The sequence below is a fragment of the uncultured Bradyrhizobium sp. genome (assembly GCF_964252615.1).
Lineage (GTDB): Bacteria > Pseudomonadota > Alphaproteobacteria > Rhizobiales > Xanthobacteraceae > Bradyrhizobium.
Genome location: NZ_CAXUNQ010000011.1, coordinates 1 through 13061 on the forward strand (window position 1 = coordinate 1; position 13061 = coordinate 13061).

The following is a 13061-nucleotide window of genomic DNA, read 5'->3' on the forward strand; positions in this document are numbered from 1 at the left end:
TGCCATGCGCTACGTCCACTTAAATCGAACCGGACAGCCGTGGGTCAAGCCCGGCAATGACGAACTTAGAACGAACGGAAACTACCAATGCAGCCGAAGTCTGCGATACGCTATATTGCCCTCACACTCGCCGCGCTCGCGCTCGGCGCGTGCGCTTCCCGCAACGAAGTCCCCGTCTCGAGCCTGGGCGAGGACGACGACGCCATCTGCCGCGCCAACAACGTCGCGGCCGGCTCGTCCGAATACGTGGCCTGCCGCAAGAACCGCGACGTGCAGCGCGGCAACGCGGCTGCAAAGGCCGATCGCACCCAGCGGAACATGAGCGAGACCATGATCAACACGCCGTACAAGCCGTAGCCGGAAAGGGCGCGTATTTTCCGAAGCTCGTCATGCCCGGGCTTGTCCCGGGCATCCACGTCTTAATATCATCAGGCAAGAAAGACGTGGATGGCCGGGACAAGCCCGGCCATGACGGATAGGGAGCCCATCATGAATGAAGACACCTTCAACAGCAGCCTGCGCGGATTCTTGAAAAAAGTCGGCATCACCTCGCAGCGCGAGATCGAAAAAGCGGTGCGCGACGCCTTGGCCTCCGGCCGCCTCAAGGGCCACGAAAAACTCCCCGCCAAGATGGTGCTAACGCTCGGCGGGGTGGACCTCACGCATGAGATCACGGCGGAGATAGAACTCGGCTAGAAGACTGCTCGATCATCGCCATCTTCGCAAAAAGCCGTCATTGCCGGGCTTGACCCGCGTATGATGAAATGTGTGAATCCAGTAGGGCTTGACCCGGCAATCCACGTCTTCATGCTTAAGGGAAGCCGGGACGTCGATGCCCGGCACGACAGGAGCGCTATTCCTCGTTCTTCTTGCCGCCAATCGTCTTCAGCTTGGCGAACACCGCGTCGACATTGAGGTCGTCGCGCTGTTTTTCGGTCGGCTCGAATTCTACCTCCTTGCGCGCGGTGGTTTCGGAGGCCGGCAGCAACGTCGCGCCGCCATAGGCCTGGTCGGTCGGCTTTTCCTTGGCCGCGCGCTGCACTTCGAAATCGAGTTCGATCTGCGAGCACAGGCCGAGGGTCACCGGGTCCATCGGCGTCAGCGTCGAGGCATTCCAGTGGGTGCGGTCGCGCACGCTGGCGATGGTGGTCTTGGTGGTGCCGACCAGCCGCATGATCTGGCTGTCCTTCAATTCCGGATGGTTGCGCACCAGCCACAGGATCGCGCTCGGCCGCTCGTGGCGGCGCGACACCGGCGTATAGCGCGGACCTTTCTTCTTGGCCGCGGGCGGCAGCGCCACCTTGCTCTCGCCCAGCCTCAAACGGTAGTTCGGATCCTTTTCGCCCTTTTCGATCTCGTCGCGGGTGAGCTGCCCGGTCGAAATCGGGTCCATGCCCTTGATGCCCTGGGCCGCATCGCCATCGGCGATGGCGCGGATTTCCAAGGGGTGCATTTTGGTGAAATCGGCAACCTGGTCGAATGACAGCGCGGTATTGTCGACCAGCCACACGGCCGTCGCCTTCGGCATCAGCGGTGCATTGCTCATGGCAAATCTCCTTTGCGCTTCGCCCGCCTGTTTTCAGGCGAAGCCGGTATTTTCGTCGGTAAAGACGGGAATTGCGCTCTATATAAGCCGTCCCGGCCGGGCGGCGCAATGGTTTGCTGCTCGGCCTTGACAGCGCCCAAAAGCCGTCCCAAGTCCTTAATTATTGCCCTTATTCGGGGTAATCCGGCCCGGAATTCCCCAATGTCAGTCAAACCGTCCCTTAAAATCGTGCTTTGCTCGCCGCGCGGCTTCTGTGCCGGCGTGGTGCGGGCGATCGACACCGTGGAGCGCGCGCTCACGATCTACGGCGCTCCGGTCTATGTCCGTCACGAAATAGTTCATAACAAATATGTGGTGGACAGTTTGCGGACCAAGGGCGCGATTTTCGTCGAGGAACTGGCTGAAATTCCTGACAATACCAACGCCCCGGTGGTGTTTTCCGCCCATGGGGTTCCCAAGTCGGTTCCTGCCGACGCCCGCGCCCGCAATTTCTTCTCGCTGGACGCCACCTGCCCCCTGGTCACCAAGGTTCACCGCGAGGCCGCGATCCATTTCAAGCGCGGCCGCGAAATCCTGCTGATCGGGCATTCGCATCACCCGGAGGTGGTCGGCACGCTCGGGCAACTGCCCCCCGGCACCGTGACGCTGATCGAAACCGCGCATGACGCCGCGACCTTCACGCCGAAGGATCCGAACAACCTTGCCTTTGTCACCCAGACCACCCTGTCGATCGACGATACCGCCGAGATCGTGGCGATGCTGAAGGAGCGTTTTCCGAATATCTCCGGGCCGCACAAGGAAGACATCTGCTACGCCACCACCAACCGCCAGCTCGCGGTGAAAAAGGTGGCCCCGGTGGTCGATGCCTTGATCGTGGTCGGCGCGCCGAATTCGTCGAATTCGCAGCGCCTGCGCGAAGTCGCCGAGCGCGAAGGCTGCCCGGTTTCGGTGTTGGCGCAGCGCGCTTCCGATCTCGACTGGTCGAGGTTCGAAGGCATCAAGACGCTCGGCATCACCGCGGGGGCGTCGGCGCCGGAAGTGATCGTCGAGGAGATCATGGGTGCGTTCGCCGAGCGTTATGAACTGCATGTGGAGACGGTCTCGGCCGCGGAAGAGAATGAATTCTTTCCGCTGCCGCGCTCGCTGCGGCCCGACGCGGCATAACCGCCATGGCGGTGTATACCGACGTCACCGCCGACGAGCTTGCGGAATTCCTCGAAGGTTACGATATCGGCGAGCTGCTGTCCTACAAGGGCATTGCCGAAGGCGTCGAGAATTCCAATTTCCTGCTGCATACCCGCGCGGGAACTTTCATTCTCACACTGTACGAAAAGCGCGTCGCCAAAGGCGACCTGCCGTTTTTTTTGAAGCTGATGACCCATCTGGCGGCGCACGGAATTGATTGTCCGCAGCCGCTAAAGGACAATTCCGGCAAGACGCTGGGCATGCTGGCCGGGCGGCCTGCGGCGATCATCAACTTCCTGGAAGGCGTCTGGCCGCGCAAACCCAATGCCGCGCACTGCGCGGGCGTCGGGCAGGCGCTTGCGAAAATGCACCTTGCCGGGCGCGATTTTCCGATGTCGCGCGCCAACGCCTTATCGGTGGCGGGCTGGCGGCCGCTGTTCGATTCCGCCGCATCGCGTGCCGACGAACTGCAGCACGGACTGCGCGCGTTTCTCGGCGCCGAGCTCGACCATCTGGAAAGCAATATCTGGCCGGAGAATCTCCCGCAGGGCATTATCCATGCCGATCTCTTCCCCGACAACGTGTTCTTTCTCGGCGAAAAGCTGTCGGGCATCATCGATTTCACCTTCGCCTGCAATGATATGCTGGCCTACGACGTCGCGATCTGTCTCAACGCCTGGTGCTTCGAAAGCGATCATTCCTTCAACGTCACGAAGGCCCGCGCATTTCTCAATGCCTATTCGCGCGAGCGCGAACTCTCCGCCGCCGAGCGGGAGGCGCTGCCGTTGCTGGCCCGTGGTGCGGCGATGCGGTTCCTGCTGACGCGGCTGGTGGACGTCCTCAACGTTCCGCCAGGTGCGCTGGTGCGGCCGAAGGATCCGCTGGAATATGTCCGCAAGCTGCGCTTCCAGCAGGGCGTCGCCAGCATCCGCGATTACGGCGTCGAAGCCTCGGGACTGGTGGCGTGAGTTCGTCCCCGTCCGTTATCATCCATACCGACGGCGCGTGCTCGGGCAATCCGGGGCCGGGCGGCTGGGGCGCGATCCTGAAATCCGGCGGCGTCGAGAAGGAGCTCAAGGGCGGCGAGGCGCATACTACCAACAACCGCATGGAGCTGATGGCGGCGATTTCCGCGCTGGAGGCGCTGAAGAAGCCGTGCAGCGTCGATCTCTACACCGACAGCCAGTATGTCCGACAGGGCATCACCGGCTGGATTCACGGCTGGAAGAAAAACGGCTGGCGCACCTCGGACAAGAAGCCGGTCAAGAATGTCGACCTGTGGCAGCGGCTGGATGCGGCGCTGCATCAGCATCAGGTGCGATGGCACTGGGTCAGGGGCCACGCCGGCCATGACGAAAACGAACGCGCCGACCAACTGGCGCGGGATGGACTGGCGGCGGTCAGGTAGAACCGCGCCCGTGCTTAAAGCAATCCTTCCTCGACGGCCTTGATCTGCAGCGCAAGGTATTTCGAATTGATCCGGCACTGCGCCAGGCTGCCGGCGATGAACCACAGGCCAGGCTGCGCGGTGCGGGTGTACATGTTGCGCAGTTCCTGGTTGTCGCCGAAATTCCAGATCGGGCCGACGCGCTCGGCAACCTCGTCGCCGAACAGCTTGCGCACCAGATGCTGCTGGCCTTTGTAGCCGGTTGCCAGAACGACCAGATCGGCGGGCAAGGTTTCGCCATCCTTCATTCTGGCGCCTTCGGCGACAAATCCGTCGATGTCGGAAAACTGCGCCAGTTTTATTTCGCCGCTGACGACCAGATCGGAACACCCGACATTGAAATAGTAGCCGCCACCGCGGGTGAGATATTTGAACTGCCAGCCGGTGCCGTCCTCGCCGTAGTCGAGCTTGAAGCCCTTGGCCCGCAAGCCGTCGAGCAGATCCTTGTCGAGTTCCTTCGAGCGGTCGGTAATCGACTGATGGCTTTTCCGCGCAAGGGATAACGGCATCGAGGTCGCGATCAGGTCGTTATCCTCCAGCGTTCCCTGGTTGTAAGCCTCGTAGGCCAGTTGTGCCGACGGTTCGATGTTGGTGACCAGCGTGGGACTGCGTTGAACCAGCGTGACCTCGACGCCGCTCGAATAAAGATCCTGCGCGATGTCGTGGCCGCTGTTGCCGGTTCCGATCACCAGCGCGCGCCTGCCCTTCCAGTTCTCGCCGTCGTCGTACTGGCTGGAATGCAGGATCGTTCCGGAAAAGTTTTTCAGCGAAGGAATCTCGGGCAGGTTCGGGATGCCGCTGACGCCGGTAGCCAGCACGACGTGCTTTGGATGCAGGGTGCGCGCGGTGCCGTCGCTCCGGCGCAGCGCCACCGACCAGCGCTGTTTTTCCTGGTCCCAGGCGCCGCTCACCAGTTCGGTCGAGGTCCAGTAGTTGAGCTCCATGCTTTCCACATAGGCCTCGAACCAGTTGGCGAGCTTGTCCTTGGGGATGTAGGTCGGCCAGTTCGGCGGAAACGGCATATAGGGAAGGTGGTTGACCTGGACCTGGTTGTGCAGCGTCAGTGCGTGGTAGCGATTGCGCCAGTTGTCGCCGATGCGCGCCCCGCGATCGACGATCAGCGCGTCGATTTGCAACTGCCTGCATCGTGCGGCGATGGTCAGCCCGGCCTGTCCGCCGCCGACCACCAGCACGGCCGGATCGCGATCGGCATAGCCGGCGGCGGATTTTCGCAAGTCGAGCCAGTTGGGTCCGCGAAAATCGCGCGAATAGGACCGGCCGCGCGGCCGCGCGGTTCCGAGCTGCTCCTCGAAGCCCTTTAACTCGTCCAGCGTCGTCAGCAGCGTCCACGCCTTCAGCGCGCCGCCGTCGTTGGCGTCCGGGATCAGCCGCACGATGCCGCTGCCGCGGCCCTGCGCGGTCTCGAATTTGAAGATCGCCTCGATCGACGGCGTGCCCGCGCGGCTCACGCGGCGCGGCGCGGCGCGGTTCGGATCGATCCGCAAACCGGTTGGCCGGGCGGCGCCGGTCCGCGCGCTCAACTCGCGCAGGATCGGACCGGCGCCGGTAACCGTTCGCAATTCCCACGTCAGCGCCAGTACATCGCGCCAGTGACTGTCTGGATGGAACAGGGTTTTCAGTTCGCCGTCGCCGCGCTTTGCGAGTGCGCTTTCGAACCGTGCCAGCCAGTCATTCGCGGCCGCAACCAGATCTTCGGCCGCGACGTCTTTTGTTCTATCCAGCATTTGCGCCCTCGCGCCGGCGTTTCCCTGGCGAAACCTATACCTTTTTTTCGGTCCCCGCGATCACGCCGTCGCGTCGTTTCAATACTTTATAATAGGCCCACCACAGATGCGCGGCGGCACCCCGCAGCGGACGCCACGGCTCGGCTAGCTCCGCCATCTGTTTTGCGGTCGGCCGGGTCTTGAGGCCGAGCCCCGTTTTGACCGCTTCCTGCACGGCGAGGTCGCCCGCGGGCCATGCGTCGCCATGTCCTAGGCAAAACAGCAGATAGACGTCGGCGGTCCACGGCCCAATGCCATGCAACCGTGTCAGCGTCGCATGCGCGGCGTCGGCGTCCTCCTCCGCCAGCACCTCGAGATTGAGACGCTCGGCGGCAAGCTCGCGCGCCAGATTTTTCAGCGTCTTGATCTTGGCGGCCGACAGTCCGAGACGGCCAAGACGATCGGCGCGGGCGCGGCGCAGCGCATCGTGATGAAACGGATCGAACGCCGCCGAGACCCGGCCCCAGATCGCGGCGGCGCTCGCGGTGGAGAGTTGCTGGCCGCAGACGATCGCGGCCAGTCCGGCAAAACCCGGCTGGCGCTGTCGCAGCGCCGGCATGCCCGCGCGTTCGAGTATCGGCTGCAATCGCGGATCCTGCCCGACCAAAGCATGGATGGCGTTGTCGAGGTCGGCCTGGCTGTTGAGGTGGACGGTCATGTAGCCTTCTGCGTCATGCCCGGGCTCGACCCGATCCAAGCGTCCTGCGCGGGCTTGACCCGCGCATCCATCTACTGTCGTAAAGACTCTTTCGAGAAGATAGGTTGCCGGGTCAAGCCCTACTGGATGCACACATCTCGCCGTCATTGCCGGGCTTGACCCGGCAACCCATCCCCTTCGAAACGACTCTTCCGAAGATGGATGGATACGCGGGTCAAGCCCGCGTATGACGGGATGTGTGAATCCAGCAGGGTCAAGCCCGGCCATGACGAGTTCCGGTCGATGCCGACACCCGTTTTTCGTTTTGCGCCCAGCCCGAATGGCTATCTTCACCTCGGCCATGCACTCTCGGCGCTGTTGAATTTCGATGCCGCGCGGAGCTGCGGCGGCACTTTCCTGTTGCGGATCGAGGATATCGACGCGACGCGATGCCGGCCGGAATTCGAGGCTGCGATTGCCGAAGACCTCGCCTGGCTCGGCATCGCGTGGCAGGCGCCGGCGCGGCGGCAGTCCGAGCACCTGGCTGACTATCGGGATGCGATACAGCGGCTTGCCGCCCAGGACCTGGTCTATCCCAGTTTCGAAAGCCGCGCCGAGATTGCCCGGCTGGTGGCGCAAAGGGAAGCAAACGGACGCTGGCCGCGCGATCCGGATGGCGCGCCGCTCTATCCCGGCACGGCAAAATTGTTGTCGGCGGGGGAGCGTCCGGGGCTGCCCGAGTCGGGCGCGCCCTACGCACTGCGGCTCGACATGGCTGCGGCGCGCGCGCGGGCCGGCGAACTCGCCTGGATCGAGCAGGGCGAAGGTCCGAATCGCGAAACCGGCACGGTGGCCGCGAATCCGCAAGCCTGGGGCGATATCGTCCTCGCGCGCAAGGAGACACCGACCAGTTATCACCTTTCGGTGGTGATCGACGACGCGCTGCAGGGCGTCACCGATGTGATGCGCGGGCAGGACTTGTTCTGGTCGACCTCTGTCCATCGCCTGCTCCAGCAACTGCTCGATTTGCCGCAGCCGGTTTACCGGCACCACCGGCTGATGCGCGATTCCGGCGGGCGGAAGCTTTCGAAGTCGACGGCGGCCACCGGATTGCGGGAACTCCGCGCCCGCGGCGTGACCCCGGCCGAGATCCGCCGGCTCGTCGGCCTGGCTTGATTTTCCTGAACTCTGACGCAGCCGGATCGCAAGCCGAAAGGCGCCTGTGCGTGACTCTTCCGGGCTGGCCGTGGCATGCTGGAGCCGGGACGGGGGTGGAAGGATCATGGCGCGCAAATCGCGTTCACCGCGCAGCGCAGGATTGCCAAAAAAGCGCACGCCGAAACGCGGGGCGAAGGCCGCGCGTCGGCGGCGGGCGAACCGCGGCGCGTCGAATATGGTCGAGACGGCGCTGGCCGCCTTCGCGCACGAGGTGCGCACGCCGCTCACCGGAATTCTGGCCGTCAGCGATCTTCTGGCAACATCCGGTCTCGACGAGCGTGAGCGGCGCTGGGTCGACACCATCAAGGCCGGCGCCGAACATCTGGCGAGGCTTGCGACCTTGTTCGTCGATGCCGCGCGAAGCGGCAACTCCGGGCTCGGTGTGCGGCAGGACTTTTTCGATTTGCACGCCCTGGCGCGCAACGCCGGCGATTCGCTCGCGGGGCGCGCCGCCGCCAGGGGCCTGCAATCGTCGGTCGTAATTTCAAAGAAACTCCCGGCCTTCGTGATCGGCGACCCGGTCGGGCTGCGCGCGGCGCTGGAAAACCTCGTCGACAACGCGGTGAAATTCACCGAAGCGGGCAGCGTCGCGTTGAAGGTCGCGCCGGCACCGGCGCCGAAGGGTAAGGCCGGCGTCGCCTTCGCGGTATCCGACAGCGGCATCGGTCTGTCGCTGACCGAAATCAAGCGCCTGTTCCGGCCGTTCTCACAGGCCAATGTCAGTATCGCGTCGCGCTTCGGCGGCGCCGGTCTTGGATTGTCCTCGGTCAAGCACCTGGCGCGCGCGATGGGCGGCGATATCGTGGTCAAGCAGCGGCGCGGCGGCGGCACCACTTTTGCGCTGACGGTGGTTCTGTCGCGCGCCCAGGGTCCGGTGACCATCATGTCCGGCGCCGGCGCCGACGAATCGCCGGTTCAAATGCAGGCCTTGCGCATCCTCAGCGTCGAGGACAATCCGTTCGGCCGCGTGGTGCTGAACGCCATCCTCACCGAGCTCGGCCATAGCGCGGAATTCGTCGGACGCGGCGAGGCTGCAACGGCGCGCATCCGCGAAGGCGCCTTCGACGCGGTGCTGATGGACATGGTGCTGCCCGGCATCGACGGCATCGAGGCGATCAAGCGGATTCGCGCGCTTGATGCGCCGCTCGGGCGCATCGCGATCATCGGCATTTCGGGACGCGGCGATGACGAAGCGGCCTCGCGCGCCGCCGGCGCCGATACCTTTCTGGTCAAGCCTGTTTCTCCGCGGGCGCTAGCGACTGCGCTGCTTGAAGCGACACGCCGTGCGGCAGCCGCGACTTGATGATGGCCGCGTTCAATTCGCCGCCATACACGAAGATCGCGGCGATGAAATACAGAAACACCAGCGCGATGATGACGGACGCCAGCCCGGCATACATGGTGACGTAGTTGTTGGCGAAGCGCGCCAGATATTGTCCGAACACGATGCCCGATACCAGCGATCCCACCACCGTGAAGACGATGCCGGGCAGGATCTGCAGGAAGCTGCGGCGTCCCGCCGGAAGCCAGGCGTGCAGAACGAACAGCGCGATGACCAGTGCGGCAATGGTAACGCCGTAACGCGTGACGTTGACAAAATGTTCGTTGGTTTCCACGATCAGCGGAATGTGGCGCCGCGCCGCTTCCAGCATCAACGGCCCGAGCACGATCAGCAGCGCCATCGCCAGCGACGTGAACGCCGCGATCAGCGTATAGCCGATCGATTCCAGCCGCAGCCAGTACCAGCGCCGCGGCTCGATCACGGCATAGGCGCGATTGAGCGCAACCCTCAGGCTCTCGACGCCGTTGGAGGCAAAGTACACCGCAAGCAGGACGCCGATGGTCAACGCATCGCCGCGCGTGGTGGTGAGGACGTCATGGATCTCGCCGGACAGCGCGTCGGCGACCTGGAGTGGCCAGACCTGCAGCATCAGGCCTGCGGCCTGGTCGGCAAGGTCCTTGGAACCGAAAAATCCGGCCAGCGACGTCAGCACGATCAGAAACGGGAACAGCGCCATCAGCGTGGACAGCGCGATATGGCTGGCGATTGCCCAGCCGTCATCGGCAAGAAACGTATAAAAGGCGTCCATGACCACCAGATAGACGGTGCGAATCTGTCTCACATTTCACCTTGCCTCGGAGCGGCAGAGGCTCGGCCTCCGATGAGCCTACCATCTGATATTACTGGACAAAAAGCCAGATCGTTGCACCTGAATGTGGGCGATGGCGCGAGCCCGCGCACGATGTTATGTACCGCCGATGGCAACATTCTTAAGCTCGATTCTCCTGCCTGTCGCGGCCGGCGCCGTGGCGCTGGTGCTGCTGCTCGGCCTGCTCAACATGATGCGCGGCGGATCGCCGAACCGGTCGCAGAAACTGATGCGGCTGCGCGTGCTGCTGCAATTCGTCGCAATCGTCATCACCATGCTCGCGGTCTGGGCGATGGGGCGGTGATTCGTGAGGCGGGTTAGGCGCGAAAGCGCCGTAACCCACCAAAACGAGTTGCGATATGGAAACACGGTGGGTGACGCCCCTTCGGCGCTAACCCAGCTACGGGGGTGAGCCATGGTCGTTCTCAATCGAATCTACACCCGCACCGGCGACGACGGCACCACGGCGCTCGGCAGCGGCGAACGCCGGAAAAAGTATGATCGCCGCGTCGATGCCTATGGCACGCTCGACGAGGTCAACGCCACCATCGGTCTGGTGCGCCTGCACACCGCGGACGATGCGGCGCTGGATCCGGTGCTGGGCCGCATCCAGAACGACCTGTTCGACGTCGAGGCGGACCTCTGTCTGGCCGAGAAGGGGCCGGGCGGCGCACGGTTGACCGTCACCGACGCCCAGGTCGACTGGCTTGAAGGCGAGATTGACCGGTTTAATGTCGAATTAGAGCCGCTGCGCTCCTTCATCCTGCCGGGAGGCAGTCCGGGGGCGGCCTATCTGCATCTGGCACGTACGGTGTGCCGGCGTGCCGAGCGCATCATGGTGGAACTGGCGGACCAGCCCGGCGAGCATGTCACGCCGCCTTCGCTGAAATACGTCAACCGGCTGTCCGATTTTCTGTTCGTTGCCGGCCGCTACGCCAACGGCAAGGGCGCGCGGGACGTGCTCTGGGCGCCGGGCCAGAACCGCTGAAAACAGGCAGTTTCGTCATGCGCGGGCTTGACCCGCGTATCCATCAGGAACGAAAGAATCTCCAAGAAGATGGATTGCGGGCTCAACCGCTACCATATGCACACATCTCGGCCGTCATTGCCGGGCTTGATCCGGCAATCCGTCCTTTAAAAGAGTCTTCCAAAGGTGATGGATACGCGGGCCAAGCCCGCGTATGACGAGATGTGTGAATCCACCGGGGTCAAGCCCGGCAATGACGGTGAATTCGCGCGTTGACCCCGCATGTCCGGAGCTTTAGGTTCCGCGGCCACATGAGATAAACCCAAGCTGATGACGAAAGAGGATCGATGAAGGTTCTGGTGCCGGTAAAGCGGGTGGTCGATTACAACGTCAAGGTCCGCGTCAAGAGCGACGGAACCGGCGTTGAACTCAATAACGTCAAAATGTCGATGAATCCGTTTGACGAAATCGCCGTCGAGGAAGCTTTGCGCCTGCGCGAGGCCGGCAAGGCGACCGAGGTGGTGGTGGTGTCGATCGGCGCCGCCCAGGCGTCGGAAACCATCCGCACCGGTCTGGCCATGGGCGCCGACCGCGGCATCCTGGTCAAGGCCGAGGGCAATGTCGAGCCGCTGGCGGTGGCAAAGATCCTGAAAGCCATCGTGGATGAAGAAAAGCCCGGCCTGGTCATCCTCGGCAAGCAGGCGATCGATGACGACAGCAACCAGACCGGCCAGATGCTGGCGGCGCTGCTGGGATGGTCGCAGGCGACCTTCGCGTCCAAACTCGAAGTCGATGGTTCCGATTTCAATGTGACGCGCGAAGTGGACGGCGGGCTGCAGACGCTGAAACTGAAGGGACCGGCCATCGTAACGACCGACTTGCGGCTGAACGAGCCGCGCTACGCCAGCCTGCCCAACATCATGAAGGCGAAGAAGAAGCCGATCGCCGACAAGAATGCCTCCGATTACGGCGTCGATCTCGCGCCGCATCTGGAGATTCTCAAAACATCCGAACCGCCCGGCCGCAAGGGAGGCGTCAAGGTCAAGGACGTCGCCGAACTGGTATCGAAGCTCAAGAATGAAGCCGGGGTTCTCTAGATGACCACGCTGTTGATTGCCGAACACGACCACGAGTCCTTGAAGGACGCCACCAACAAGGCGCTGACCGCTGCAAGCGAACTTGGCGCCGAAGTCCACATCCTCGTCGCCGGCGGCGGCGAGGGTACCAAGGCCGCGGCCGAGGCTGCATCGAAGCTCAAGGGGGTGACAAAAGTTCTGCTGGCCGAAGGCCCCGCCTACGCCCACGACCTTGCCGAGCCGCTGGCCGCGCTGATTGTGGCACTTGCCCCCGGTTATGATGCATTCGTCGCGCCTGCAACCTCGCGCTTCAAAAACGTAATGCCCCGCGTCGCCGCGCTGCTCGACGTGATGCAGGTGTCGGAGATCATCAAGGTGGTTTCGCCCGACACGTTCGAGCGGCCGATCTATGCCGGCAACGCGATCCAGACCGTCAAATCCAAGGACGCCAAGAAGGTCATCACCGTCCGGACCTCCACCTTCGCCGCGGCCGGGGAGGGCGGCAGCGCATCGGTCGAGAACGCGGCATCAGCGGACGATCCCGGCCTTTCCAGTTTCGTCGGCGAGGAAGTCGCCAAGAGCGATCGTCCCGAACTGACCTCGGCGAAGATCATCGTGTCCGGTGGCCGCGCCATGCAGAGCCGCGAAAATTTCGCCAAATATATCGAACCGCTGGCCGACAGGCTCGGCGCCGGCGTCGGCGCCTCGCGCGCCGCGGTGGATGCCGGCTACGCGCCGAACGACTGGCAGGTCGGGCAGACCGGCAAGGTGGTGGCGCCGGAACTTTATGTGGCGGTCGGCATATCGGGTGCGATCCAGCATCTGGCCGGCATGAAGGACTCGAAGGTGATCGTCGCCATTAACAAGGACGAGGACGCGCCGATTTTTCAGATCGCCGATTACGGTTTGGTCGCCGACCTCTATCAGGCGGTCCCCGAACTGACCGAAGCGCTGGCGAAATTGGGAAAGTAGCGGAGAGACAGACATCGGCAGGATGAAGGGATGCCAGCCGGTGTTGTTATGCGAAGACAGAGCCGTCCGCGATCTGCGC

General features: G+C 63.5%; 15 protein-coding genes. 11 read left to right on the forward strand and 4 right to left on the reverse strand.

Annotation, left to right across the window (positions count from 1 at the left end):
* Positions 1-87 precede the first annotated feature (87 nt).
* Both ACFE72_RS08640 and ACFE72_RS08645 read left to right on the forward strand, forming a co-directional pair.
* A complete protein-coding gene (locus ACFE72_RS08640; RefSeq protein WP_375412671.1) occupies positions 88-357 on the forward strand; it encodes a hypothetical protein in 270 nt (89 codons plus the stop codon).
* Positions 358-489: 132 nt separating this feature from the next.
* Positions 490-696 (forward strand): DUF6494 family protein, encoded by a 207-nt coding sequence (locus tag ACFE72_RS08645; protein ID WP_375412672.1) that lies wholly within the window; start codon positions 490-492, stop codon positions 694-696.
* Positions 697-853: 157 nt separating this feature from the next.
* Here the strand turns inward: ACFE72_RS08645 and ACFE72_RS08650 are convergent, their stop codons facing one another.
* Positions 854-1546 (reverse strand): DUF1013 domain-containing protein, encoded by a 693-nt coding sequence (locus tag ACFE72_RS08650; protein ID WP_375412673.1) that lies wholly within the window; start codon positions 1544-1546, stop codon positions 854-856.
* 201 nt (positions 1547-1747) lie between these two features.
* Between ACFE72_RS08650 and ispH the strand changes: the two genes are divergently transcribed.
* The 3 genes from ispH to rnhA are packed head-to-tail and all read left to right on the forward strand — an operon-like array spanning position 1748 to position 4139.
* Positions 1748-2710, forward strand: coding sequence for a 4-hydroxy-3-methylbut-2-enyl diphosphate reductase (ispH, locus tag ACFE72_RS08655; protein WP_375412674.1), 963 nt, complete (start codon positions 1748-1750; stop codon positions 2708-2710).
* Positions 2711-2715: 5 nt separating this feature from the next.
* Positions 2716-3699, forward strand: coding sequence for a homoserine kinase (locus ACFE72_RS08660; protein ID WP_375412675.1), 984 nt, complete (start codon positions 2716-2718; stop codon positions 3697-3699).
* Complete coding sequence (rnhA, locus tag ACFE72_RS08665; RefSeq protein ID WP_375412676.1) at positions 3696-4139, forward strand: ribonuclease HI; 444 nt, start codon at positions 3696-3698, stop codon at positions 4137-4139. The genes ACFE72_RS08660 and rnhA overlap by 4 nt, the downstream gene beginning before the upstream one ends.
* A 14-nt stretch (positions 4140-4153) precedes the next feature.
* On the opposite strand, the gene ACFE72_RS08670 is transcribed toward rnhA, so the two are convergent.
* Complete coding sequence (locus tag ACFE72_RS08670) at positions 4154-5923, reverse strand: flavin-containing monooxygenase (protein ID WP_375412677.1); 1770 nt, start codon at positions 5921-5923, stop codon at positions 4154-4156.
* 34 nt (positions 5924-5957) lie between these two features.
* A complete protein-coding gene (locus tag ACFE72_RS08675; protein WP_375412678.1) occupies positions 5958-6620 on the reverse strand; it encodes a DNA-3-methyladenine glycosylase family protein in 663 nt (220 codons plus the stop codon).
* 282 nt (positions 6621-6902) lie between these two features.
* Here ACFE72_RS08675 and gluQRS point away from each other — a divergent pair, with 282 nt between their 5' ends.
* Together gluQRS and ACFE72_RS08685 are read left to right on the forward strand one after the other, a co-directional pair.
* On the forward strand, positions 6903-7775 hold the full coding sequence (gluQRS, locus tag ACFE72_RS08680) for a tRNA glutamyl-Q(34) synthetase GluQRS (protein ID WP_375412679.1): 873 nt from the start codon (positions 6903-6905) through the stop codon (positions 7773-7775).
* 106 nt (positions 7776-7881) lie between these two features.
* Positions 7882-9120, forward strand: a complete 1239-nt coding sequence (locus ACFE72_RS08685; RefSeq protein WP_375412680.1) for an ATP-binding protein — start codon at positions 7882-7884, stop codon at positions 9118-9120.
* Here ACFE72_RS08685 and ACFE72_RS08690 read toward each other — a convergent pair.
* Positions 9047-9907 (reverse strand): YihY/virulence factor BrkB family protein, encoded by an 861-nt coding sequence (locus tag ACFE72_RS08690; protein ID WP_375412768.1) that lies wholly within the window; start codon positions 9905-9907, stop codon positions 9047-9049. The two genes, ACFE72_RS08685 and ACFE72_RS08690, sit on opposite strands and share 74 nt — an antisense overlap.
* Positions 9908-10076: 169 nt before the next feature.
* Between ACFE72_RS08690 and ACFE72_RS08695 the strand changes: the two genes are divergently transcribed.
* From ACFE72_RS08695 to ACFE72_RS08710, 4 genes are all read left to right on the forward strand, one after another.
* Positions 10077-10271, forward strand: a complete 195-nt coding sequence (locus ACFE72_RS08695) for a twin transmembrane helix small protein (protein WP_375412681.1) — start codon at positions 10077-10079, stop codon at positions 10269-10271.
* Between the two features lie 111 nt (positions 10272-10382).
* Positions 10383-10955, forward strand: coding sequence for a cob(I)yrinic acid a,c-diamide adenosyltransferase (locus ACFE72_RS08700; protein ID WP_375412682.1), 573 nt, complete (start codon positions 10383-10385; stop codon positions 10953-10955).
* Positions 10956-11281: 326 nt separating this feature from the next.
* Complete coding sequence (locus ACFE72_RS08705; RefSeq protein ID WP_375412683.1) at positions 11282-12031, forward strand: electron transfer flavoprotein subunit beta/FixA family protein; 750 nt, start codon at positions 11282-11284, stop codon at positions 12029-12031.
* Complete coding sequence (locus tag ACFE72_RS08710; protein ID WP_375412684.1) at positions 12032-12982, forward strand: electron transfer flavoprotein subunit alpha/FixB family protein; 951 nt, start codon at positions 12032-12034, stop codon at positions 12980-12982.
* The last annotated feature ends 79 nt before the right edge of the window (positions 12983-13061 follow it).

Bases quoted from the DNA above. Each gene is read 5' to 3' on its own strand.
- ACFE72_RS08640 (WP_375412671.1), top strand. From the start codon at position 88: ATGCAGCCGAAGTCTGCGATACGCTATATTGCCCTCACACTCGCCGCG.
- ACFE72_RS08645 (WP_375412672.1), top strand. From the start codon at position 490: ATGAATGAAGACACCTTCAACAGCAGCCTGCGCGGATTCTTGAAAAAA.
- ACFE72_RS08650 (WP_375412673.1), bottom strand. From the start codon at position 1,546: ATGAGCAATGCACCGCTGATGCCGAAGGCGACGGCCGTGTGGCTGGTC.
- ispH (WP_375412674.1), top strand. From the start codon at position 1,748: ATGTCAGTCAAACCGTCCCTTAAAATCGTGCTTTGCTCGCCGCGCGGC.
- ACFE72_RS08660 (WP_375412675.1), top strand. From the start codon at position 2,716: ATGGCGGTGTATACCGACGTCACCGCCGACGAGCTTGCGGAATTCCTC.
- ACFE72_RS08670 (WP_375412677.1), bottom strand. From the start codon at position 5,923: ATGCTGGATAGAACAAAAGACGTCGCGGCCGAAGATCTGGTTGCGGCC.
- ACFE72_RS08675 (WP_375412678.1), bottom strand. From the start codon at position 6,620: ATGACCGTCCACCTCAACAGCCAGGCCGACCTCGACAACGCCATCCAT.
- gluQRS (WP_375412679.1), top strand. From the start codon at position 6,903: ATGCCGACACCCGTTTTTCGTTTTGCGCCCAGCCCGAATGGCTATCTT.
- ACFE72_RS08685 (WP_375412680.1), top strand. From the start codon at position 7,882: ATGGCGCGCAAATCGCGTTCACCGCGCAGCGCAGGATTGCCAAAAAAG.
- ACFE72_RS08690 (WP_375412768.1), bottom strand. From the start codon at position 9,907: ATGGACGCCTTTTATACGTTTCTTGCCGATGACGGCTGGGCAATCGCC.
- ACFE72_RS08695 (WP_375412681.1), top strand. From the start codon at position 10,077: ATGGCAACATTCTTAAGCTCGATTCTCCTGCCTGTCGCGGCCGGCGCC.
- ACFE72_RS08700 (WP_375412682.1), top strand. From the start codon at position 10,383: ATGGTCGTTCTCAATCGAATCTACACCCGCACCGGCGACGACGGCACC.
- ACFE72_RS08705 (WP_375412683.1), top strand. From the start codon at position 11,282: ATGAAGGTTCTGGTGCCGGTAAAGCGGGTGGTCGATTACAACGTCAAG.
- ACFE72_RS08710 (WP_375412684.1), top strand. From the start codon at position 12,032: ATGACCACGCTGTTGATTGCCGAACACGACCACGAGTCCTTGAAGGAC.